The following is a 22,198-nucleotide window of genomic DNA, read 5'->3' as shown; positions in this document are numbered from 1 at the left end:
GTGATACGTGTGCTCCTGGAAGTGCTGCTGCCAGTCGCGCTGGTGGCGGCGGCAGGCATGGTCCTGCGCCGCCGCATGGCCCTCGATCAGGCCACGCTGAACCGGGTGGTCATCTATGGGTTAAGCCCGGCGCTGATCTTCACCTCGCTCGTGACCACCGATCTGTCGGGCGCCGGCGCGGCGCGGATGCTGGCCCTGGCGCTGGGGGTGCTGCTGGCTATGGGCCTGATCAGTTGGGCGACTGGCAGGCTGCTGGGATTGCGCGGCGGCAGCCTGAGCGCCCTGGTGCTGGTGGGCGCGTTTATGAACTCGGGCAACTACGGGTTGCCAGCGGCGCGCTTCGCCTTTGGCCAGGAGGGCCTCAGCCTGGCGCTGTTTTACTTCATCGTTCAGGCGATTATGGGACAGACGGTGGGAGTGGCGGTGGGCGCGGCGGGCAATGCCCGCTCCGGCGCCGGCGCGCCCCTCGAGGTGACGCAGCGCGTGCTGCGGATGCCGCAGGTCTACGCTACTGCGGCGGCGCTGCTGGTGCGCGCGACGGGCTTTGACCCCACGGCGGCCGGCGGGGCCGTCCTGGGCCTGTTCCGGGGCGTCACGCTGCTTGGCGAAGCCGCCCTGCCGATGATGCTGATCGTGCTGGGCGCCCAGCTTGGCAGCGGGATAGCGCGCGAGGACCCCTGGCTAGTGGGTCTGGCCTGCGCGCTGCGGCTGGCAGTCTCGCCGCTGGTGGCCTATGGCCTGGGCCTGATGCTGGGGTTGCAGGGCATGAGTCTGGCGGTGGGGGTCATGCTCTCAGGGATGCCCGCCGCGGTGCATACCACCATCACCGCGATCGAGTTCGAGGCGCGCCCCAGCCTCGTCGTCGCCGTGGTGGTCGCGTCGTCGGCGCTCAGCCTGGTGAGCCTGGCGGTGCTGCTGGCGGTCCTGCCGGGGTGATGAGGGGAGCGCGTGGTAAAGGAACCTTATGCGAAATCGGTATCTCCGGGATACGGTTCCACCTGCCAGCCTATCCGCGAACGTGGGCTGTAGGTGATCAGGTAGCTCCGTCCCGGCTCAAGGGGTTCCCACACGGTGTGGGGTATCTGAATGGTAATTGAGGCGTCAAAGACGGCGTAAAAGTGTTTCGGGCTGCGCGCGGAACTGTACTTGCGCGTCAGGCGCGCCGTGTGGACAAGGGCCACCCCGTCGCGCGCGTCCAGCGCGAGATTGTAGGTGCGCCACGCCGTGAGCCCGAGCGCTGTAAGCGCGAGGAGCAGAAACAGGCCGATGAGGATCCTGATTAACAGCACGTCGCCAGCAACGATGAACATGCACGACAGCAGCGCCCCCAGACCGACAATGACAACGGCTACCACTCCTGCTGTCAGCCAGGCGATGGCCTTAAGAACGTTTCGTTGTTCGATGGTGAGCGGAATGCTTTGCATATCCCCCGTCCAGATCATACGCTGCCTGGTACTGGCGGGACGAACACCAGTGTTCTCGTGGGTACAACCTTCAGGGGTGCGCCTACAGCTCTTTCCCCATCACCCCATGCCGCCCAGGGCAATGAACAGGAGCGTACCCAGGCAGAGGTAACTGCCGTAGGCGATATAGGTCGGCGTGGGCCGGCCGGCGCGCCGGGCAATGAGAATGCCCGCCGAGACGACGCCGGCGAGGAGCATGCCGTAGAACAGCGCCGGGGCCAGGTTGAGCAGACCTACCGCCGCGCCGATGAAGATGGCCAGGTAGACATCGCCGAGACCAAACGGCACGCCAGCCCCCGGGAAGAGGAGGCGCGCCGCCAGATAAAACAGCATAAAGACGAAGCCGCCGGTAAGGGCGCCGAGGGCGACATTGATCCAGTTCAGACCGGCGAGCGGCCCGGCGATCAGGGCCACCAGGGCCGCGCCGAGAATGACGAAGGTGTAGATGTAGCGGTAGAGCCAGTCAATCGCCCCGGTAACGATCAGCACTGCGCAGACAAAGGCCAGGTAGAAGAAGCCCGGACCGAAGCCGTAGAGGTGATAGAGCCGCAGCAGAATGAGCGCGGTAATCAGCTCAACCAGGGGATAGATCCAGTGCAACCGACGCCCGTCGGCGGCGCGGCCCCGCTGGAACAGCCAGCCCGCCACGGGGATCAGTTGCCAGGGGGCCAGGGGCGCGCCCGTGCGGGTGCAGCGGGGCCAGCCCAGCAGGCGCCGTTCGCGCGGAATGCGGATGATCAGCACGTTGAGCAGCGCGCCGAGCACCAGTCCGGCCAGAAAGACGAAAAGCGCGGGAAGCATGCGAGTGTCCGTACCTGTACTGCTTCAGCGGCGGAGCGCGCCGGGAAATGGGCAACGCTCCTCTCCGCGCCGGGCGGGCAGATCCCACCCGTTGTATCATACCAGCCAGGTGCGACCAGGATGGATTTTGGATTTTAGATTTTGGATTTTGGATTTTGGATGGGGCGGGGCGCGCTGGATTTTGGATTGGGGGTGTGGGATTTTGGATTGGGCGCGGGGGAGCGATGGGATTATGATGGCCGCGCCTGCGGATCGGCCTCGAATTGCGGGTGCAACCTTCCATTCTCGCCAGCACGCAGAGCAACCGGCGCCCAGGATCAAACTGGCCGATCTGCGCGGCGCGACCGCAACCGCTTCCTTCGGCGCCGATCCCCGACATGCGTTTCCGGTGTTCGAGGCGCGGTGCTACCGGCTGGCGTCGCTCTACGATCCGCTGCTGGCGATGAACATGTTGCAGGTCGATCCGTGCATAGCGCAGCGATAACCACAGGGAACGGGAAAGGCGTCACCCGACTCCCTCCCGCGCCTGGCCGGCGCTCTCCTGGCCCTGTCCTCTCAGCCCCGGCAAGGATCACGCCTCGCCCTGATCTACCCCCGGCAACGGGGCGAGGGCGCGGGTGAGGGCGGCCCACTCGGCGAGGGTGACGGTCTCGGCGCGGCGGGCAGGAGCGATGCCGGCGCGCTCCAGCGCTGCCAGGGCCTGCTCGCGGGAGACTCTGACCCCCAGCGCGGCCAGGCCGCCGGCAAGGGCGTTGCCGAGTTGCTTGCGCGGGTGCAGGAAGCCCGCTTTGATCACCCGGAAGAGCGTATTGGCATCGTCTATCTCGACCGGCGGGGCGTCGTGGCGGCGCAGGCGCAGCACCGCCGAGTCGACCGCCGGCTGGGGATAGAAACTGCTGGCGGGCACGCGGGCGACGATCTCGGGGGCGGCATAGAATTGCACAGCGTGGGCGAGCACGCTCAGGTCACCGGGCGCTGCGGTGATGCGCTCGGCAACTTCCCACTGCACCAGCACCACGCTCAGGTCGGGCGGTTCGCGGGCCTCGAGGAAGTGGCGCAACACGGGCGCGGTGATGGCGTAGGGCAGGTTGGCCACCAGCTTGTAGGGCGGCTGGCGCCCGGCGGCGGCGAGGAGTTCGCCGGGGGTGACGCGCAGCACGTCGGCCTGCACGATCCGCAAGGGGGCGCCGGCGAATTCGTCGCGCAGGCGCGCCGCCAGGCGCTTATCCAGTTCGACGGCGATGGTGAAGCCAGCGCGCCGGGTGAGTTCCCAGGTCAGCACGCCGAGGCCCGGCCCGACCTCGATCACCAGGTCATCGGGCCGCAGGGCGGCGGCCTCGACAATCGTGGCCAGGGCGCCAGGATCGATGAGAAAGTTCTGCCCCATGCCCCGCGTCGGGCGCAGGTCGAGGGCGCGCAGGGCGGCGCGCACGCGCCGGGGATCGAGGTAAGGATTCACGACTCGATTGGTACGATGACCCTCACGGTCGTGCCTTTGCCGGGGGTTGAGGTGATCTCGGCATGCCCGCCGACCAGGCGGGCGCGTTCGTCAATGTTCAGCAGGCCGAAGGAGCCCCGCTTCTCGTAGGAGCGCAACACGCTCTGCATATCGAAGCCGGCGCCGTCGTCCTGGACCACGGTCACCAGATGATCGCCTTCGTGGCTCAGGCGCACCCAGATGTGGGCGGCGCGGGCGTGCTTCAGGGCGTTGTTGATGGCCTCCTGGATGATATTGAAGAGGGTGCCTTCGGCCTTGGTCCCCAGCCGCACATCTTTCAGGTCGCCGGCTTCGAGGATGATCCGCGGTTCCTGGCCGCCATTTTTGAAGCGTTCCAGATACTGCTCGAGGGTGGCGCGGAGGCCCTGGCTTTCAAGCACAAGCGGGCGCAGCTCGAAGAGCATGGTGCGCACCTCGTAGGTGGTGCGCTTGGCCAGGCTGCTGAGCTTGTCAAGCTCCTCGACGACCCGGTCGGGGTCGCGTTCCAGCAGGCGCTTGATAAACTCCACGTTCATGGTAATCGCCGCCAGAGCCTGGGCGGGGCCATCGTGGAGATCGCGGGCGAGCTGGTGGCGCACCTGCTCTTCCTTGGAAATGAGCTTGTTGCGCTCTTCCTTCAGATCGAAGATCAACTGGGCGTTGTGCAGAGCCATGATGGCATAATTGGCCAGGGCGGTCAGGTTGGCGACCTGTTCGCCGGAGAAGGCGTCGGGCGCGTCGCTGGCCACCACCAGGAGGCCGTAGGTGCGCATCCCGGCGCGCAGGGGAATGAGACAGGCGCGAGTGCAGGAGCGCAGGGTCTCGAAACTCTGCAAATCGGGTTCGCGGGCCACATCAGGCACAATGCGGGCCTCGACGCTGCGCAGGGCGGCGAACAAGCCGCTGCTCACCGTAATGCGCCGCGCCTGATCAGCCGGCGCGAGGGACTGGCTGGCGGCGACGTAGAGTTCGTCGGGTTGGCCGGAAGCCAGGAGCACGAACCCGGTTGAAAAGGGCACCAGTTTGCGACTCTCGCGCAGCGTGGTCTCGAGCACCTGGCGGTAGTCGACTGTTGTGGAGAGGGTATAGGCCACCTCGTAGAGGGAGCGCATCTGGTCGCGGTAGGCGCGCGCCTCGGCGAGGGCTTCTTCGGCCTGCTGGCGGGCCTGCACTACACTGGCGCGGTTGTTCTCGCTCCAGCGTTCGGCAAGCCCGCTGGTGAGCAGCGGCACATAGACCAGGGTGAGGGCGCGCAGGCCCAGACCCACGGTATCGAGGGTATTGATGGGCGGGGCGCTCTCGGCGGCGATGATCAGGCGCCAGCCCAGAAAGGCGAACACGTAGAGCAGCGCGGCGAACAGGCCGGAGAACAGGCTCGCCAGCGGTGGATGGCGGAGCGCCGCATTGATAAGCGGGACCAGGTAGAGCGGAAAAAAGATGACCACCTGCTCACCGCCGAAGAAGGTCATCAAGGCGATGAACAGCAGGTCAACGACATAGGCCAGGCTGAGCAGGTGGTCGGCGGCGGGAATGAACAGGGCCAGGGTGGTGAGCAGGCTGAAGCCCGCGTAGGCCCAGAGCACCATGAGCAGCGGCGGGCTTTCAGTGGTGAGCGGCCACAGCGGTGCGCCGGTGAGCAGACCGGTCACTGCCGCCAGGAGGACGACAGTCAACCAGCGCGCCACCGTGTAAAAGCGCTCGCCACCGGGGAATCGCCAGCGATCCACACCCGTTTTAAGTTGAGGAGCAAGGTTCCTTGCCGTCGTCGCCTTCACGGATCTCCTGCGAGCAGATGGGGAGGCATGAGCGCTCCACGCTCATGCCTCCGGCCAGATCAGAGCGTCTTGAGGGTCTCAAGGGTCGCGCGCACCGCGTCCGCCGACTTCTTGAGCAGGGCCATTTCTTCCTCGTTGAGGGGCAGTTCGATAATCTTCTCGATGCCCCCGGCACCGAGGATCACCGGAACGCCGAAGTACATATCGGAAAGCCCGTACTGACCGGTGAGATACGCCGAGGCGGCAATGAGCCGCTTCTTGTCCTTGAGAACCGCCTCGACCATCTGGGCGGTGGCCGCGGCGGGGGCATAGTAGGCGCTGCCGGTCTTGAGCAGATTGACGATCTCGCCGCCGCCCTTGCGCGTGCGCTCTACGATGGCGTCGAGGCGCTCCTTGGGGATGAACTCGGTGACCGGGATGCCGCCGATGGTCGAAAAGCGCGGGAGCGGGACCATCTCGTCGCCGTGGCCACCCAATAGCATCGCCTGAATATCCTCGACGCTGATTCCGGTCTCCATGGCGATAAAGGTGCGGTAGCGAGCGCTATCGAGGATGCCGGCCTGCCCCATCACCCGCTCTTTGGGAAAGCCGCTGACCTCGGCGGCGAGGTAGGTCATGGCATCAAGCGGGTTATTGACCATAATAATCACTGCATTGGGCGAGAGAGGCGCGGCCTTGCTGATGCAGTCGCGGGTGATGTCAGCATTGACTTTGATCAGATCTTCGCGGCTCATCCCCGGCTTGCGCGGGGCGCCGGAGGTGACGACAATCACATCGGAATTGGCAGTGTCAGCGTAGTCGTTGGTGCCGCTGATCCGCGCGTCAAAGCCCATAATCGGCCCGGCCTGGTACAGATCAAGCCCTTTGCCCTGAGGGATGCCTTCCAGAATGTCGAGCAGAACAATGTCGCCGAGTTCCGCGGCGGCGCACCAGTGAGCAGTCGTGGATCCGACGAACCCTGCCCCGATAATACTGATCTTCTTGCGCATACGTGGCCTCCTCTGCGTGGCTGATCGGCGGTCCTTCCCGCCACGAGCATCCTGTCGGGCATGGCGCCTACGACATGGCAGCATTGTAGCATAACGTGTGCGCCGCGCCGCGCAGACGGCTATCCCGGCGTATTATAAGCCGTCGCTGGCTCCACAGGCGTACCAGGAGCGCGGCCCCCCGGCCACGAGCATCGCGGCGGCAACGAGCGCCACTGTTGCTGAACTCCGACTCGATACCATGTTTGAAACGCGCCCGACCAGATGGCCCTCACCTCCACACCTCCACACCTCCACATCTCCACACATCGGTTATGGAGGACCATAGAACGCCTGCCTGGCGGAGAATGTCCGGGTTCGAAACACGCCTGGAGTCTACGGAGGGACCTATGTTTAGCCCCGTTCGCGCCGATTTTCCCGCGCTGGCCGATCTGACCTATCTCAACCTGGGCACCCACGGCTTGATGCCGGAACCGGCCCTGCGGCGTTACCTGACCGCCGTGGCACGCTACGAGCGCGAGGGTTATTTTGCCCACTATGACCTTTTAGCGACGCGCGAGCGGGTGCGCGCGCGCCTGGCGGCGCTTATCGGGGCCTCTCCAGCGACCCTGGCCCTGACCGGCAATGCCAGTGATGGCGTCAACCTGGTGGCTGCCGGCATCGCCTGGCGCCCCGACGATGAGGTGGTGATCAGCGATCAGGAGCATCCTGCCGTCGAAAACCCCTTCGCCTACCTGGCCTTCCGTGGCCGGCTGCGGCTGCGCCGCTTCTCGCTGGCAATGGATCCGCAAACCACCCTGGACAACCTGGCCGCGGCGTTGACCCCGCGCACGCGCCTCCTGGCGGTCAGCGTGGTCAGTTCCCAGACGGGCGCGCGCCTGCCTCCTGTCGAGGCCGTGGCCCTGGCCCATGCCCATGGCGTCGAGGTGCTCCTCGACGCTGCGCAGGCCCTGGGGCAACTGCCGCTCGATGTGACGGCCCTCCAGTGCGACTACCTGGTGAGCAATGGTCACAAGTGGCTGCTGGGACCCAAGGGCGTCGGACTGCTCTACGTCCGCCCTGACCGGCTGGAGGGGCTGACGCCGGCCCATGTGGGCGCAGGGTCATTGCGCGAGGACGCGCCGGTTCCGACGCTTCAGCCCACGGCGGCGCGCTTCGAGTTTGGCACGCGGGCACTGCCGCTGTGGGAAGGGATGGACGCCACGCTCGACTGGTGGGAGGAACGAGACGCGGCGGCGCTTCAGGCGCATATGGCCGCCCTGGCCGCTGAGTTGAAGAGCCGGGTGGCGGCCCACCCGCGCCTGCGGCTGCTCTCACCAGGGCCCTGGGAGCACAGCTCGGCCCTGGTGAGCTTCCAGGTCGCGGATCGGCTCGACGCCGTGGAACTGCTGCGGGCGCTCTGGGCGCAGCGGGTGCTGGTGCGCGCTGTTCCCGAACGGAACGCCCTGCGCGTCTCGACCGGCCCGTTTAATGACAGCGGCGACCTCGACCGGCTGTTCGCCGCCCTGGAGCGGATTTGATGCCAGAGCGCCGACCGGAATGCTTGATCCATCTCCACGCCAGGCCCCCCCGCTCCGCCTCTGGTACGACCCCTCTACAGCGCAATCGGCAACTCCCGATCGCGCCGTGCGCTGACGCGCAGAGGATTGCCACGCGTTACACTTCTGGCGGGAGTCGAGACCGGGAGGCCGTTATCCGATTTTGGATTTCGGATTTTGGATTTTGGATTTTGGATTTCGGATTGCCGTGTCTGGGTTCCCAGGGCGAGCTGACGATGATGCGCATGCACTCGGTTCAACAGGAATTGGCGCCATGCCTGCGACGTCACTGGCTATCGAGACCAGCAGGCTGACCAGATACGACGGGCTGCGCCGCAGCGTTGCCAGCGTGAGCCTGGCGGTCCCGGCAGGGGCGCTGCTGGGCCTGCTCGGTCCGCCCGGCGCAGGTAAGAGCACCCTCATCAGGCTGCTGGCGGGACGTTTGTGTCCCGCCAGCGGGCGCGGCGCGATCTTTGGCCACGATCTGCGGCGCGAGCGGAGAGCCGTTCGGGCGCTTACGAGCGTGGTCACGGCGGTCCCGCCGCTGATCGGCAGCCTGTCGCTGCGGGCCAATCTGCGCCTGCTGGCCGTGCTGAGGGGCCAGGGCGCGGCGGCGCCGGTGGATATGGCGCTGCGCCGGGTGGATCTGGAGGCGCGCGCCGGGGCGCCTGCCCGCGAGGCTGCCAATGCCGAGCGCTGGCGCCTGGCCATCGCCGCCGCCTTGCTCCACCGACCCCGCCTGCTCTTCCTGGATGAACCGACCGTTGATCTGGATCCTGCGGGGGTTGCGGCCCTGCATCGCGTGCTCAGGGGCCTGCACGGGGAAGGGTTGACACTGGCGCTTGCCAGCCAGCGGGTGGAGGAAGTGGAGCGCCTCTGCACCCACGTCGCGCTGCTCCGAGAGGGGCATCTGCTGGCGTATGGCCCGATCGAGGACTTCCTGCGCGGCGAAGATGCACTGCTGATCACGGCCGAACCTCTGCCAATCGTCGCGGCAGTGGCGGCCCATTTCGGTTATGAGGCCTTGCCAGCGGGCCGCGGCGCCCTGCGGGTGGCAGCAGGCCCCGAAGCCGCTCCGGGGCTGATCGCCGCCCTGGTGAGCGCCGGGGCGCGCGTGTTTGAGGTAACCGCGGAGCGGCGCGGTCTGGCGCGCTGTCTACCGGAACTGGAAACTCGGAAGGAGCGCTAAGACGCCGCTTCTGGCTGATGCGGACCAACCTGCCGGTAGAAGTCTACAATGATGCCCTCTGGTCCGGCAATCATCGCCGACTCTGTGCCCCAATCCGTTCGTGTCGGTTCAAGCAGAACGGCTGCGCCGGAGCGGCGCGCCCGTTCAAGGGCGCCTTCCACATCATCCACCTGGATATGCAAAATAACCCCTGCCGCTTCCTGTACGGGAACGAGGGCGTCAGGACTGAGCATAATCATTATGGCCCCGCCGTCGAGTTCGGCGAAGCGCGCATCCTCAACGCGGACAGGTAGACCGACGACATCGCGGAAAAAGGCAGTGGCAGCCGGAACATCGCGCACAATCAGGTCAAGCTGATTACAGTTTCGCATGGCGACTCCATATTTCCGATTGTAGATTCTGGATTTTCGATTGCGGTCTTACACTGCCAATACCAATGAATCAAGGTTAAGCGGGAATACTGGCATCTGGACCCTGATCCCCTGAGAACGAAACGAACAGGCGACTTACCCTTACCTTATCGCATTCACAATTGACCATACAATAGCGATTATGATAACCAGCCAGATGGCAATCACCATCATCGCCCCGGCGCGGCTGATCGGTTTGCCCTGCTGCACCATCTCTTCGGACTTCCGCCGAGCTTCATCCATTACTTCAGGCGGGATCATCTTCAAAGCAATGATGACGCCCAGAGGAGTTATCACCAGGTCGTCGAGATAGCCAAGAACAGGAATGAAGTCTGGAATCAGGTCTATAGGGCTAAAAGTATGCGCTACCACCAGACCGAGAACGGCTTTAGCGTACCAGGGAACTCGCGGATCACCAGCAGCGATATACAGAGCGTAAACTTCTCGTTTTAGAGCGCGGGCGCGTTGCTTAAGTTCGGCAATCACAGCCATCACCCCTGAGGTTGTCACGATTGGCCCGCCCAGCGGTCATACCCATCGTGTGCGCCAATCCAGAATCAGGTGACTGTATCTTCTTTGAGGAGACCCGACGCTCAGGATTCCGAATCGATCCGCACTGAATAGATGGGCCGGTTTTCTTTCACCCGCTTGAAGAAAAGGTTCCGATGGGCGGATTCTCTCGCCAAACTTTGCAGGCTTGCCGTGGCCGTCAGCGGACTTCAGGGGCAACGCCCGACAGGGCTTGCAGAGAGACTCAGTCGTTGATGATTTGATTGATGTTCGATGCATTCGCCGCCTTCATCGAACATTGGCATCGTGGGGTATCTGCCGGAGCGAGTCACGGATGTGTTTTGCCGCTTCGCCGATAATCTCAATCCTCCGGAGGTATTCGCGCACTGACAGTTGCATATTCAACCTCACATAGAATATGCGGGCCGATGTACGGGCTTAATAACTCAGTCGTGATCAAATCAACCTTGGGGCCAAGCAAATCTTCGTGGAAAAAGGCAAGCTGCATGATAATGATCAAACGTCTTCTGCTCTGGCTCGAACTCGACCAGAATGTTCACATCACGCTGATCATTCCACACAAATGAACCAAAGAGTCCACAGCGTCGCACACCAAAGCGCCGCAACTGGAGTTGGTGCGCCTGTAACAGGGCCAGAATCGGCTCTTTCGTCTGGACCGTCACATACACCTCGCATATCGGCTCTCGCACGTCCACGATTATAGCACGCTGGTGTCGCAACTGGCACCGGTAGCCAGGAATGGCGCCGGTCGAAGGTTCGGGTGCTCGTGGTGGATACGAGGTCGATGGGTGCAGGCGAACGCCCTGCGCGTCAGCCGCGCCGCCTCCGGCGGCGTCGGCTGGATGCGCAGGTTGGGCGGCACTCTGCTACATCAGAACCTCATCCAACCAATCAAACAGCGTTTGATTGGAAAGACTGAGGTTATTCACCTGGCAGTGAGCTTCTGCACCTTCTTCGGCTGTGAACACGCGGATAGCTTTTTGCCCGCGTAGCCGATCATAACATTCGTGCGTTTGTCGAATACACTCTGCTGGATCAGCCGTGCTCACCATGCACAACATTGCACATTCGATCTGCTCTACCTCCACGCGCGCCTGCTTGACTTTCTCCATATACTCCGTAATTCGGTTAACGCCCATAGACCAAAGTAATTTGCTCAACGCAACCTGTACCACAGGATTGCGGCGCGTAATGATTCTAAGCAACATTTCCTTCAAGGCGTTTGGGGCTTTTTGGAATGCCGCCCATTCTGATTGAATCAGGCGCGAGAGGTCAATGATGGACGGATTCGCTATACACGCTTTGATGCGCTTTTCAAACGCGGCGGCTCTGGTGACAGCATAACCACCGCCGCTGATCCCGTAAATCGCTAACCGTTCTCCATCCACTTCAGGCAGCCCCAATGCAAAATCTACGATCTGATGTGCTAGCGCCTCAGTGTCTAGACGAACACTCATTCCATCGAGGATTGCCTGACCCTGCCCAGGTCCTTCAAACATCAAGACGTTATACCCGCGCCGAATGCCTGCCGCGCCGCCAAAGAAATACATATCTTCAGCCACACCATCGCCACCACTGACTGCCAGCAGGGTTGGACGCCTGGCGCCTGTGGCATCGGGTCGCATAAAGTAACCTGTGAGCGTCTTGCCATCAAAAGGTATCTGAAGTGGGATTACGGGTGGATTGGATAACTCGGCTACCTTGCGAAAACACTCTCTCATTCTTTGCCAAGTGGTAGGCAAATCGGCATCTTGAGGGGACTGGCAAAGGGAAGCAAAGCGGTAATAAGTCATCGCGCGCAGATAGGTTTCACGGGCGCTCACCAAGCGACTTTTGGTTTGCATAAACGCAGCCGCTTGTTCCAAGTGTGCCGCCATACTTTTCCATGCTCTTACCCAGCTTGCCGGATCGCTTTCGTTGATTTGCGATGCGATATACAAGCATTCTCCAAGTTCAGCCCCTTGATAAGTTGAGAATCCCATCGCCCATGACAGGTAGAAGTCAAGGTCTTGATTCTTGAAAAAGATGTGTTGCTGATGTCTTTGAAATACCCTTTCTTGTCCCATAATGACTCCTCTACAATTACTGCCGCCCAACATGAAGCAGCCCGCCTGCCGCCGCCTATTCCCGCAGGCGCCATATTATATCCATTTCGGATTTTGGATTGTGGATTTTGGATTGCTGTATACGTCGCCTCAGTGAGATCCGGCAATGTTACGCATGCACAATATTCAACAGAAATCAATATCAGGCCGATAGCTGTCCGTCTATTCCTGCCCTATTCGGGCGTTCGACCGCCATGCGTCTGCCTGACCCCCCCTCTGCAAGATTAGCCGGACAGCCATCCGTCTCCCGCCTCGCCACGGCGTTCCGCTGCCGCTCGTCCGCCTGATACCCGCCCGCGCCGGCTGCGACGGACATCAATCAATGCCCTACGCTGCTGGACGGCAACCGCAGGGTCATGTCTCCGACATGGAGCAAAAAGCGATGATGCGCGCGCTATTCGCCTTCGAGCGGCTTGAGACGCCGTTCGATGTCCTCGAGCGCTATTCTTCCTGGCTCCTTCCGCCGTTCCGCCGGAAAGTCTGCGAATTCCCGGCTGTTCCCCAGCGCAGCCACTTCGCGGTCAAAGTCGTCTGCGGCTTCGAGGATATAGCGCCGGACCTCTTTGGTGACGATCAACACCGCCTCTGAACGCGCTGCGCGCACACGCCAATCACGCTCCCATAAGCTCATCGGCTGCGGCGAGCAGAGCGGCGATGCGTTCCGGGCTGAGGGGCGGCTGTCTGGCGCGCAGGTAGAGTTCCAGCGCGCGCCGGGGGGTGAGGCCGTCGAGCAATTCGGGTTCGGCGGCAGCGAAGCGCCGGCGGCCGGCGCGTTCCACGTGAAACACGATCCCGGCCACTACGAAGGCCCCGGCGTCATCGAGCAGGCGGCGGATCTCCTCCGACCGCAGCGTGTCGGCCTGCTCGCGGGTGACCCGCAGTTCCACCCGCACCACCGCGCCGCGCAGGTCCTGGCGCGCAATCAGCGCGGCGAGGGTGCCGGCGGGGTCGCTGCTGCGGCGCAGATCCTCTTCGATGCTCACGAACGGGCGCGCCCGCAGCGGATGGAACGTCCAGCGGGCCTTTCCGTTGGTGATCTCCACCAGCACGCAACCCTTTGGCTCGTCACGCTCGCCGAAATCCACCCGCTCCAGGCTGCCGGGGTACACCATTGGCGGGTCGTGGTGTAACACCTGGTGGCGGTGGATGTGGCCGAGGGCCACGTAGGCCACCCCGGGGTGGATGAACAGCGAGCGGGGCAACACCAGGTCCTGGCCCAGGGTCATTACCCGTTCGGCGCCGACCTGCGCGCCGTCGAGGCTGCCGTGAAAGGTGATGATACCCGGTCGTTGCGGATCGAAGCCGCGCGCCTGCTCCTCGATGAAGCGCTCCAGGCGCCGGCGCAGCTCGTACTCGATGTCGGCGAACGAGGCGCCCCGCAACTCCTCGCGGCTGAGCAACATCTGCCGCGTGATCCAGGGAACGGCGAGGATGCGCGCCGGGCCGACGCGGGTGGGCACCTCGTAGAGGCGGGGGCGGTCGGCGATGGTCACGCCCTCGATCTCCAGGGCGCGAAAGATCTCCACCGAGTGGGCCCGGCCCGCCGCCGGGGAGATGTCGTGGTTGCCGGTCAGGATAAACACCGCTACATCGGCGGCGCGGAGGCGTTGCACCCGGCGGGCGAACTCGCGCTGGTGGGTGGGGTTGGGCGAGCGGTTCTTGTAGACGTCCCCGGCGATGAGGACCAGATCTACCCCCGCCTGCAGGCCAAGATCCAGCGCCTCGTCCAGGCGCTCGAGGTAATCCGCCAGGCGAGTGTGCAGCCCGGTGGCGGGATCGAGGCGCCCATAGTTCTCGACGCCGATGTGCAGATCGGCGAGATGGAGGATCTTCATGCCGGTCGCCTCTGCGTCGCCCGCGGGCTAAGCCGCGATCGGCTCGCGTTCGGCGCCCTGCGCGGCGACCGCCCGCAGGCGCGCCACGAGGGCCGGGAGGGTCTCAAGCACGCAGGTGATGTCGGCCTCGGTGATGCCATGGCCCAGCGAGAAGCGCACCGAGGCGTTGGCGGCGGCGGGCGAGAGGCCCAGAGCCAGCAGCACGTGAGAGGGTTCGAGCGACCCGCTGGTGCAGGCCGAGCCGCTGCTGGCGCAGATGCCCGCCTGGTCGAGCAGCAGGAGCAGGCTCTCGCCTTCGATGCCAGCGAAGCCCAGATTGGCGTTGCCGGGCAGACGCTGGATACGGTCGCCATTGAGCCAGCTATTCGGCACGGCGGCGAGCACCCCATCCACCAGCCGGTCGCGGAGGGCGCGCAGGCGCTCGGCGGCGGTGGGGCGCCGTTCTTCGGCCAGCGTCAGGGCCGCGGCCAGACCGACGATGCCGGCCACGTTCTCGGTGCCGGCGCGCCGCCGCCGCTCCTGGGCGCCGCCGTTGATCTGCGGCAGCAGCGGCGCGCCTCGCCGCGCGTAGAGGGCGCCGACGCCCTTGGGACCGTAGAACTTGTGAGCGGTGAGGCTCAGATAATCCACCTTGAGCGTCTCGACATCGAGGGGCAGCGACCCCGCGGCCTGCACCGCGTCGGTGTGGAAGGGCACGCCAGACTCCCGGCAGATCGCCCCCAGCTCGGCAATGGGCTGGATGACGCCGATCTCGTTATTGGCGTACATCACCGACACCAGGGCCGTGTCGGGGCGCAACGCCGAGCGCAGATCGTCGGGCCGCACCAGGCCGCGCTCGTCTACGGGGAGCAGGGTCAGTTCGAACCCGTGGTGTTGCTGGAGGTATTCGGCAGCGTGCAGGACGGCGTGATGCTCGATGGCGCTGACGATCAGGTGCGCCCGCACGCCCGCCGCGCGCCGGGCCAGGGCCGCGCCTTTGATCGCCAGGTTGATGCTCTCGCTTCCCCCGCCGGTGAAGATCACCTCACGGTGCGAGCATCCCAGCACCAGAGCCACCTGTTCGCGGGCATCGTCGAGGGCCTGCAGCGCCGCGCGCCCCAGGCGATGGATGCTTGATGGATTACCGTAGTGCTGCGTGAGGTAGGGCAGCATCGCCTCCAGCACGCGCGGATCGAGCGGGGTCGTGGCCGCGTGATCCAGATAAATGATACGCTCGCTCATCAGTGACTCCTCCGGAGAGGCACACAGATGGTAGTATACCATACCCGATTCACGTGCAATGGGTGCCAGGGTATGGCGGGGTGCGACGAAACGTTCTGCAGGATGGGGGAGCAGGCGTCTGGCGACCCGGAACCCGGCAAGCATCCCGCTGGTTCGCGCGCGGTGCTAGTTTCCGGTTTGCTCCGCGGCGCGGCGCCGGTGGGCGCCCCCCTCCCGGCCTGCCCCCGTTGGGGGGAGGAGCGCGGTTCCCTCCCCCAGCGGGGGAGGGTCAGGGAGGGGGCGGGGCGGCGTCCGCCGGGAACGGACGCCGCGCGCTCCTGAAACCCGGTCCGCTTCGCGCAGTGGGGAGCATGCAAAACGTTTCGTCACACCGGGTATGGCGCCATACATCGCACGGCGGCGGGGCCATCACGGCCCCGACTCTACGGCGCCTCAAGGCGCGCGCCGGCGGCCTCGACGCGCACCTTTCCCTCCGCGCCCGGCGGCAGTTCGATGGCCAGGGGCAGATCGGGTCGCAGGGTCAGGGGGGCGCTGCGGAAAACCTCGCGCCCGTCGAGGCTCACCCTCACTGTCGCGCGGGGGACAATCCGCGGCGTCGCCAGGGTCACCGTCAGGCCGCCGTCGTCGCGGCGCGCGAGGCCGAGGGCGCCGTCCGCCGTGGCTGTCACCAGGCGGCCTAACCCCCACAGCGGAAGCCAGGCGCTCTCGATGCCGCGCGTCGCGCCGGGGGCCAGGGGCGGGTTGTCCCAGAAGGTGGCCTGGGCTCCGCTCCAGAGCTCGACGTAGCTACTGTCGTCGTCGGTGTACAGACGCGGATCGTTGCGCGGGCCGAAGCCGAAGATCTTGCCGCCAGCGACGCCCGGACCGTGCGCGACGGCCACGCCGCTGTCGGCGCTCACGTCGTAGACTGCCAGAAACGGCGGCGGTTCAGGAGTAAAGGCGCCCAGGTACCCCGTCCAGGTGGCGGGGTCGCTCAGGTCGCGCCCATCGTGGCGCGGCCAGGCGATGCCCATGCGCGGGCCGGGCAGCCCCGCGTCACCGGTGGCATGGACGATCATCTGCCCGGTAGGGACCACGAAGCGCAGACCCGGCCCCACCCGGTTGTCGCCAGCCGGGCTGAGCATGGCATTGGTCCACAGTTGGAGCGGCTCGGCGGCGCCGGAGGAATTGCGCGCCGCCAGGCGCACCGTGAAGCGCGCCTCGTCGGCCCGCAGGGTGACGCTGCCGCTCACGGCGAAGCCCCGCTGCCGCTCGGTGATCGTGCTACGCACGGTCAGCGCGTCGCGGCCCCGGCTCACCGTCAGGTCCCAGGGGAGATGTTCCAGATAACCGTGCTCCTCGGTGGGCACGGCCCACTCCAGCCCGCCTACCCCCAGCCACCAGCCGCGTTGACCAAAGGGCGCAGGCTTGATCACTGGATTCTGGTAGAAGATCGCCCGCCCGCTGGCGCGGTCCACTGCCTGAAGCAGACGCCCGCCCACCTCTGGCAGAAAGGTCAGGCTGAGGAAGCGGTTCTCGACCACTACGGCCCGGTAGGCACGAGGCCGCAGCGGGCCGACCTGGCTCAACTCAAGCCGTTCGTAGGGAGAGATGGGATCATCGGGCGAGGTGGGGCGCAGCGCCGGCGTCAGGTCGTAGGTCGGGATCACCAGGGTGGTCTCGCGCACGCTGAGCGGTTGGGCGGACACGGGGCGAGCGTACTGCAATGCGTGGCCGTGGCGCCAGCGCAGGTAGTGCTGGCCCACATTGCCCATCTCCACCTGCCAGGGTTCGGGGTTGGCGGGGGTGTAGGTGAGCAGCCGGCGCTCGAAAGCCTGGACCAGCACCTGCGTGTCGCGCCCGCCCACTCGCGCGCGGGTCCAGAACGGCTCGGTGATCGGGCGCCCGAAGACGAAGAGCGGGTCGAGCCAGGCGCGCTGCTGGTCCATGAAACGCTCAAACACCAGAGGCACATTGCGGCCCGTCACCTCATCGTACCGGGCGATGGCGGTTTCGGGCCGCGCCAGGTCCGGGGCGGCGCCGTTGCCGGCGGGGCCGAAGGCGGCGCTGACCGGCTGGCCGAGGCGGGGCGGTTCGCGCCCGGCCCCGGCCAGAGGAGCGAGCATGGCGTAGGTGGGCGCGTCAGGATTATCGGCCAGATCGCCAGCCACGGGGATGGCCGCTGGCGCGCGGGGCACGAACGTCGTCGCCCCGACCTGCACGCGCCCGCCGATCATCTCGACCACCAGCAGGCCGGCGGTCACGAACCAGGAGGAGCGGCGGTCTCCGGCAGGGTCGCCGATCTCCATGCGCGCCTTGTCGAAGTACTGCACCAGGCGCGCGCCGCCGGGCGCCTGATCATAGCGCTCGTAGCGCCGCTCACCGGGCAGGGCGCCCCACGTCCACGACCGACCGGCGCCCCCCCTGGCCACCGACAGATCGGCGCGCGCCCAGAGGTCGCGGAAGGCCGGGTCGGCGAAACCATCGGGCGGGGCGGGGTTGGCCAGGGTCGCTGGCGGGCAGAGGGTCAGGGCGAGCAGGAGGATCAGCGCGGAGAGGGGAACGATGGGCGGGAGACGGCGGTGCTGCCGAAAGATGTGATAGCGCACAACATTCCTACTGTGTTTCGCCAGACCGCCAGCAGGGGCGCGGGAAAGGCCAGTTTCCGCCATAACGCAACTGTAGCGCAACCTTCCCGGTTGCGCTACGAAACGGCATGCAGGCAAGCCGAGACAGGCTCACAACGCCGAACGGCCCCGGAAAGCCAGGCGGCTCAGGGCGATCACAATAATCGCTCCAACCGTCGCCACCAGAAACGTGGTTAGATTAAAGCCGGTAGTCAGGTCCACCCCCAGGATAATTGATGTAAGCCAGCCACCCAGCCACGCGCCAACGATACCCAGCAGCAAGTCAACGAACCAGGGATAACTGCTGCGCATGACGAAACCTGCCACCGCGCCGACGACCAGACCCATAACAATCCACAGAATGAAGCCCATCATCACGCCCTCCCTCTAGCCGCAGAGCGGCTTGTAGTACTGTTTAACGCTCGTCAGAGCAGTTTGACCCGGGCCAGCGTGTGCCGGCGCTCTGGCGCGATAGCATCGGAGCAATGACGCGCCGGCCGGCGTACCGTGCGGCACGTCAATTCTTTACCTGCGGAACCGATTCCGCCAGCCGCTTGAGTTTCTGGAGCGTATTCTTGACCCGCATGGCGTCGGCTGGATTGCCGCCGGCCACAAAGTTGCCCAGCAAGCCGCCCGGCACGTCATAGGCGTAGGTGTAGCGCACCCGCGAGTCTTTGGCCCCGACACTCAAAAAACCTCCCGAGCGGTCAATGTCGAAGGTGTGGTGGCGCTCATCATTGCCCATCCGGGTGGCCAGTTTGAGGGCCATCCGCTTCTGGTCCACGTCCAGGACGGCCCCCGTGCCGCTGTTGTTGCCCTGGCGCCACTGAAAAGAGGCCCCCGGCGCCACCTCGGTCAGGCCCTCGACCTGCTCCATTTGCTCGATCCACAGCGGCCACTTCGACGCGTCGGTGATCAACTCCCAGACCGTTTCGGGGGTCGCGTTGATATCCACGTGCTGCTCGAACGTAACGGCCATATCCGTCTCCTTTCCGGTTTGTCCGGCGTGTCACCTTGCACTCACAGGGCGCAAGGAAGCTGCTGTTCCGGGACGCGGTTTCCCTGTGCGGCCATCCGGGTTGTCATTCGCAGGAGGCGCGGAGGGTCGGGGCCTCCGCGCTCCGCCGGTCCTGCGCGTGGCGAACGTGCCGGGGTTCGCCGGGGCGCAAGACCGCCGCGGGCCGCACCGGGGTTGGGAGGAGGCTATACGTGGCTGCGCTCCTTCCAACGGCAACTCATGGGAAGCGGTTGCTAGGAGAGCCTGTCCTCCCTGGTCTTCACGTTTGATCGTTGTACCGTTTTGGAGTACCTGAAGCTAAGACGCGCAATACGGGGCCGCGGTCACACCAGCTACCGCTCAATTCCGGCGCAACTTGCCACGAAGTGGGCAGTGCGACCGGAGGACGTGACGGTCACACCAGCTACCGCTCAATTCCGGCGCAACTTGCCGCGCGCATAGCCGATCAGCGCGGCCATAGGGAGCGCCGTGCGCGGCAGAAAGCCGCAGCGCCACAGGCCGCCGTGGTTGGCGCCTTCGGTCAACAACTCCAGTGGATGGGCCAGGGGGTAGGCGGGATCGGCGGGGCAGTCGGTGCAGCGCAGGTCGTGCACCCAGAGGGCGGCCATCAAGGCGCGGGTGGTTTCGGGTTCGAAGATCTCGATTCCAAACAGATCGGCGCCGTCGTAGCCGGCCTTGAGGGCCGGGTTCTTGATCACCGAGCGGGTCATGGTCGAAGGGGTCACGTTGATCGCCACCCGCTGCCCGGCGGCCCGGGCGGTGATGGCGCGCCACTGCTGGAGGCGCTTGGCCAGGGCGTAGTTCGGCCCCTGTTCGACGAAGATCCCGTCCACGATGCCGTAGCGTTTGCCGTTGCCGCCATCGAGCAGGCCGCGCACGTGGGGCTGGAGCAGTCGCCCGCCGCTCAGCCCGCGCAGCACGCCAGCGGCAACCGGCCCCAGCGGGCGCGCCTCGAGGGCGTTCTGCATCGTTGCGCGGGCCAGGGCCTCATCAACCGCGAACACATCGGCGGGCGTGGCCATGTACATCAGCGTCGTCTCCGGACGGGTCGCGCTGACAGTGGCAATGATGGCGTCCATCGCCAGCGAGACGCGCAGGTGCCGTTCACCGTCCAGGTAGGCCAGGGCGGCAATATCGAGGGGCGTATCGAGGGAGAGCAGCCAGGCGGCGATCTCCGGCGTCTGGGTGAGCAGATCGGCGCCGGCCAGCTCCGCCCGCTGCGCTACCGGCGCATCGGGGGCGACCGGCTGGCGCGCCGGCGCAATCAGGCGGGCATTGCCGCGGACCACCAGGCCGGCGATGCGCTCCCAGCGCGCCGGGTCGGGCAGATCAACCGCCACGATGTTGGCGCGCCAGCCGGCCAGGGCGGCCAGCGGCCCGGCCTCCGATCCGGCTCCGAGCAGCACCAGGGTGCGGTCGGAGAGGTCAAACCACTCGGGATGCGCGCTGACCCGCCGCAGGGCGCGGGCGTGGCTCGGTTCGATGATGCCGGCTTCTTCCCAGCGGGCGATCTGGGCCAGCAACGCCTCGCCCTGAAGCTGCCGACCGCGGTAGGGCAGCGACCAGGGTTCGATGGCCGGCGATCCCTGGCCGCGGAGTTCGATGCTGAAAAGCGCGCCCGGACGGGGGTGGCGCATCGCCTCGGCCAGCGTATACGCGGCCCCGTCGCGGATGAACTCCACCTGCTCCCAGGCGGCGGCAAGCCCGGCGGAGGCTATCGCCAGCGCGTTCTCGGGGCGGGCGATCCCGGCCTCAGTAAGGGCGCGCAGATGGCGGGGGTACCGTTTTCGCCAGTTGGCCTCGTCGCGCGCGGCCTGCGCCGCCGACGGATTGACCCGGTCCAGCGCCGCGCTACAGATTGCCTTGTTGGCCCGGGTGGTGCTGCGTTCACCGTCTGCCCCCGCCACGAACTGAATCCCCTCCAGAGTGGTTGCTGACATAGAACCTCGCCATACACGCACCGTCAATACCCATAGACGGGCCACGCCCTCTCAGGTGCGCCATATCGTTGGAGCAAACAATGTTGCGCTCCAAAAACCGGCTTTCGCCATCCTCTTGCTCGCAGTAGTATACCGCACTTCTGTGCGGGGGCATGGGGAAACCAGGTTCGTCCACACCCGCTATTCATCGAGGGGCCGGGGTGAAGCCCTCCCAGACCAGGCCCATCGCCCGGATACGTTTGCAGATTTACCGCCGAGCACGCAGAGGAACGTAGCGTAGAGGATGGGCCTCTGGAAGCCATTTGCACCCCTCCGCGCTCTCTGCGACGCCAACGCGTTCGGCAGACCATGCCGCCCGACTTATATTTGACAAAATTGATCACATATATTAAATTATGACTGCCCGCGACACGCGTCGCGGAGCCAGCAGCTCCGGCAATCCTTACCAGAGGTAGATGCCCGATGACATATGGCCTTGTCTCGCTGGTCGGCGCCGGTCCGGGCGACCCCGAGCTGATCACCTTGAAGGGGCTGCGGCGCCTGCAGGCCGCCGATGTGGTCGTTCACGACGCGTTGATCGGGCTGGAGTTGCTGGAGGAGTGCCGCCCCGGCGCGGAGATCGTAGACGCCGGCAAGCGCGCTGGCGGCCCCGCCCGCCCCCAGCAGTGGATCACCCGCCTGTTGATCGAGCGGGCGCGGCAGGGGCTGCGCGTGGTGCGCCTCAAGGGCGGCGATCCGTTCGTCTTTGGGCGTGGCGCCGAGGAGGCCGAGGCCCTCGTCGCCGCCGGCATCCCCTGGGAGGTGGTGCCGGGCGTCAGTTCGGCGGTGGCCGTGCCGGCCTACGCCGGCATCCCCCTCACCCATCGCGCCCACGCAGCCTCGTTCGCCGTGATCACCGGGCATGAAGCCGCCGACCGCGCTGAGTCGCGCCTGCACTGGCAGGCCCTGGCCCGCGGGATTGACACTCTGGTGTTCCTGATGAGCACGGGCCGGTTGGCCTCGATCAGCGCGCGCTTGATCGAGGCCGGGCGTCCGGCCTCGACCCCCGCCGCCGTTATCCGCTGGGGCACCACTGCCGAGCAGGCGCAAGTCGTCGCCGATCTCGCCACCATCGCCGAAGCGAGCGAGCGAGCCGGCATGACCCCGCCGACGCTGCTGGTTGTCGGGGAGGTCGTCAATCTGCACGCCGCGCTGGCCTGGTTCGATCCGGCCCGGGCCCGCCGGCTGACGGTGTCCGCGGCGGCTGATTGATTGCGTCATGTTGATTCGGAACGCCCTGGACGACAATCCAAAATCCACAATC

20 protein-coding genes are annotated in these 22,198 nt (G+C 65.7%); 6 read left to right on the top strand and 14 right to left on the bottom strand.

Annotated features, from left to right (window positions below; genetic code table 11):
- Window positions 1-936 carry an AEC family transporter gene (locus NZU74_09050; protein MCS6881467.1) on the top strand — a complete coding sequence of 312 codons (936 nt, stop codon included), beginning with the start codon at window positions 1-3 and terminating at the stop codon, window positions 934-936.
- 26 nt (window positions 937-962) lie between these two features.
- Here the strand turns inward: NZU74_09050 and NZU74_09045 are convergent, their stop codons facing one another.
- On the bottom strand, window positions 963-1,424 hold the full coding sequence (locus NZU74_09045) for a hypothetical protein (GenBank protein MCS6881466.1): 462 nt from the start codon (window positions 1,422-1,424) through the stop codon (window positions 963-965).
- 99 nt (window positions 1,425-1,523) lie between these two features.
- Window positions 1,524-2,264 (bottom strand): prepilin peptidase, encoded by a 741-nt coding sequence (locus NZU74_09040; protein ID MCS6881465.1) that lies wholly within the window; start codon window positions 2,262-2,264, stop codon window positions 1,524-1,526.
- Between the two features lie 232 nt (window positions 2,265-2,496).
- On the opposite strand from NZU74_09040, the gene NZU74_09035 reads away from it, so the two are divergent.
- On the top strand, window positions 2,497-2,748 hold the full coding sequence (locus NZU74_09035; protein ID MCS6881464.1) for a hypothetical protein: 252 nt from the start codon (window positions 2,497-2,499) through the stop codon (window positions 2,746-2,748).
- Window positions 2,749-2,835: 87 nt separating this feature from the next.
- On the opposite strand, the gene rsmA is transcribed toward NZU74_09035, so the two are convergent.
- The 3 genes from rsmA to mdh form a co-directional block, all read right to left on the bottom strand.
- Complete coding sequence (gene rsmA / locus NZU74_09030) at window positions 2,836-3,723, bottom strand: 16S rRNA (adenine(1518)-N(6)/adenine(1519)-N(6))-dimethyltransferase RsmA (GenBank protein MCS6881463.1); 888 nt, start codon at window positions 3,721-3,723, stop codon at window positions 2,836-2,838.
- On the bottom strand, window positions 3,720-5,468 hold the full coding sequence (locus NZU74_09025; GenBank protein MCS6881462.1) for a sensor histidine kinase: 1,749 nt from the start codon (window positions 5,466-5,468) through the stop codon (window positions 3,720-3,722). Before NZU74_09025 ends, rsmA begins: the two co-directional genes overlap by 4 nt.
- Before the next feature lie 107 nt (window positions 5,469-5,575).
- Entirely contained in the window at window positions 5,576-6,505 is a 930-nt protein-coding gene (mdh, locus tag NZU74_09020; GenBank protein ID MCS6881461.1) for a malate dehydrogenase, read from the bottom strand.
- A 386-nt stretch (window positions 6,506-6,891) separates the two neighbouring features.
- On the opposite strand from mdh, the gene NZU74_09015 reads away from it, so the two are divergent.
- Together NZU74_09015 and NZU74_09010 are read left to right on the top strand one after the other, a co-directional pair.
- Window positions 6,892-8,022 (top strand): aminotransferase class V-fold PLP-dependent enzyme, encoded by a 1,131-nt coding sequence (locus tag NZU74_09015; protein MCS6881460.1) that lies wholly within the window; start codon window positions 6,892-6,894, stop codon window positions 8,020-8,022.
- Between the two features lie 292 nt (window positions 8,023-8,314).
- Window positions 8,315-9,229, top strand: coding sequence for an ABC transporter ATP-binding protein (locus NZU74_09010; GenBank protein MCS6881459.1), 915 nt, complete (start codon window positions 8,315-8,317; stop codon window positions 9,227-9,229).
- Here the strand turns inward: NZU74_09010 and NZU74_09005 are convergent.
- The 3 genes from NZU74_09005 to NZU74_08995 form a co-directional block, all read right to left on the bottom strand.
- A complete protein-coding gene (locus NZU74_09005; protein MCS6881458.1) occupies window positions 9,226-9,600 on the bottom strand; it encodes a VOC family protein in 375 nt (124 codons plus the stop codon). The genes NZU74_09010 and NZU74_09005 overlap by 4 nt on opposite strands.
- A 141-nt stretch (window positions 9,601-9,741) precedes the next feature.
- The gene (locus NZU74_09000) at window positions 9,742-10,125 is read right to left on the bottom strand and encodes a YkvA family protein (GenBank protein ID MCS6881457.1); all 384 of its coding nucleotides are present in this window, start codon (window positions 10,123-10,125) and stop codon (window positions 9,742-9,744) included.
- 911 nt (window positions 10,126-11,036) lie between these two features.
- Window positions 11,037-12,236, bottom strand: a complete 1,200-nt coding sequence (locus NZU74_08995) for an alpha/beta hydrolase (GenBank protein MCS6881456.1) — start codon at window positions 12,234-12,236, stop codon at window positions 11,037-11,039.
- A gap of 361 nt (window positions 12,237-12,597) precedes the next feature.
- On the opposite strand from NZU74_08995, the gene NZU74_08990 reads away from it, so the two are divergent.
- On the top strand, window positions 12,598-12,864 hold the full coding sequence (locus NZU74_08990; protein ID MCS6881455.1) for a hypothetical protein: 267 nt from the start codon (window positions 12,598-12,600) through the stop codon (window positions 12,862-12,864).
- A 22-nt stretch (window positions 12,865-12,886) separates the two neighbouring features.
- Here NZU74_08990 and NZU74_08985 read toward each other — a convergent pair whose 3' ends face one another.
- The 6 genes from NZU74_08985 to NZU74_08960 form a co-directional block, all read right to left on the bottom strand.
- Complete coding sequence (locus tag NZU74_08985; GenBank protein ID MCS6881454.1) at window positions 12,887-14,110, bottom strand: exonuclease SbcCD subunit D; 1,224 nt, start codon at window positions 14,108-14,110, stop codon at window positions 12,887-12,889.
- Between the two features lie 27 nt (window positions 14,111-14,137).
- Window positions 14,138-15,331, bottom strand: coding sequence for a cysteine desulfurase (locus tag NZU74_08980; GenBank protein MCS6881453.1), 1,194 nt, complete (start codon window positions 15,329-15,331; stop codon window positions 14,138-14,140).
- Window positions 15,332-15,753: 422 nt separating this feature from the next.
- Complete coding sequence (locus NZU74_08975; GenBank protein MCS6881452.1) at window positions 15,754-17,919, bottom strand: DUF5107 domain-containing protein; 2,166 nt, start codon at window positions 17,917-17,919, stop codon at window positions 15,754-15,756.
- Window positions 17,920-18,048: 129 nt separating this feature from the next.
- A complete protein-coding gene (locus NZU74_08970; GenBank protein MCS6881451.1) occupies window positions 18,049-18,312 on the bottom strand; it encodes a GlsB/YeaQ/YmgE family stress response membrane protein in 264 nt (87 codons plus the stop codon).
- A gap of 142 nt (window positions 18,313-18,454) precedes the next feature.
- Window positions 18,455-18,916, bottom strand: coding sequence for an SRPBCC family protein (locus tag NZU74_08965; protein ID MCS6881450.1), 462 nt, complete (start codon window positions 18,914-18,916; stop codon window positions 18,455-18,457).
- 449 nt (window positions 18,917-19,365) lie between these two features.
- Window positions 19,366-20,895 (bottom strand): hypothetical protein, encoded by a 1,530-nt coding sequence (locus tag NZU74_08960; protein ID MCS6881449.1) that lies wholly within the window; start codon window positions 20,893-20,895, stop codon window positions 19,366-19,368.
- Between the two features lie 462 nt (window positions 20,896-21,357).
- Between NZU74_08960 and cobA the strand changes: the two genes are divergently transcribed.
- Window positions 21,358-22,146, top strand: a complete 789-nt coding sequence (gene cobA / locus NZU74_08955) for a uroporphyrinogen-III C-methyltransferase (GenBank protein MCS6881448.1) — start codon at window positions 21,358-21,360, stop codon at window positions 22,144-22,146.
- Window positions 22,147-22,198: the final 52 nt, after the last annotated feature.

Source organism: Chloroflexaceae bacterium (genome assembly GCA_025057155.1).
GTDB lineage: Bacteria > Chloroflexota > Chloroflexia > Chloroflexales > Chloroflexaceae > JACAEO01.
This window is presented reverse-complemented; position numbering and strand designations above follow the sequence as displayed.

Bases quoted from the DNA above. Each gene is read 5' to 3' on its own strand.
- NZU74_08990 (MCS6881455.1), top strand. From the start codon at position 12,598: ATGCCCTACGCTGCTGGACGGCAACCGCAGGGTCATGTCTCCGACATG.
- NZU74_08995 (MCS6881456.1), bottom strand. From the start codon at position 12,236: ATGGGACAAGAAAGGGTATTTCAAAGACATCAGCAACACATCTTTTTC.
- cobA (MCS6881448.1), top strand. From the start codon at position 21,358: ATGACATATGGCCTTGTCTCGCTGGTCGGCGCCGGTCCGGGCGACCCC.
- NZU74_09010 (MCS6881459.1), top strand. From the start codon at position 8,315: ATGCCTGCGACGTCACTGGCTATCGAGACCAGCAGGCTGACCAGATAC.
- NZU74_09045 (MCS6881466.1), bottom strand. From the start codon at position 1,424: ATGCAAAGCATTCCGCTCACCATCGAACAACGAAACGTTCTTAAGGCC.
- mdh (MCS6881461.1), bottom strand. From the start codon at position 6,505: ATGCGCAAGAAGATCAGTATTATCGGGGCAGGGTTCGTCGGATCCACG.
- NZU74_08960 (MCS6881449.1), bottom strand. From the start codon at position 20,895: ATGTCAGCAACCACTCTGGAGGGGATTCAGTTCGTGGCGGGGGCAGAC.
- NZU74_08985 (MCS6881454.1), bottom strand. From the start codon at position 14,110: ATGAAGATCCTCCATCTCGCCGATCTGCACATCGGCGTCGAGAACTAT.
- NZU74_09040 (MCS6881465.1), bottom strand. From the start codon at position 2,264: ATGCTTCCCGCGCTTTTCGTCTTTCTGGCCGGACTGGTGCTCGGCGCG.
- NZU74_08965 (MCS6881450.1), bottom strand. From the start codon at position 18,916: ATGGCCGTTACGTTCGAGCAGCACGTGGATATCAACGCGACCCCCGAA.
- NZU74_09015 (MCS6881460.1), top strand. From the start codon at position 6,892: ATGTTTAGCCCCGTTCGCGCCGATTTTCCCGCGCTGGCCGATCTGACC.
- NZU74_08980 (MCS6881453.1), bottom strand. From the start codon at position 15,331: ATGAGCGAGCGTATCATTTATCTGGATCACGCGGCCACGACCCCGCTC.
- NZU74_08970 (MCS6881451.1), bottom strand. From the start codon at position 18,312: ATGATGGGCTTCATTCTGTGGATTGTTATGGGTCTGGTCGTCGGCGCG.
- NZU74_09035 (MCS6881464.1), top strand. From the start codon at position 2,497: ATGATGGCCGCGCCTGCGGATCGGCCTCGAATTGCGGGTGCAACCTTC.
- NZU74_09005 (MCS6881458.1), bottom strand. From the start codon at position 9,600: ATGCGAAACTGTAATCAGCTTGACCTGATTGTGCGCGATGTTCCGGCT.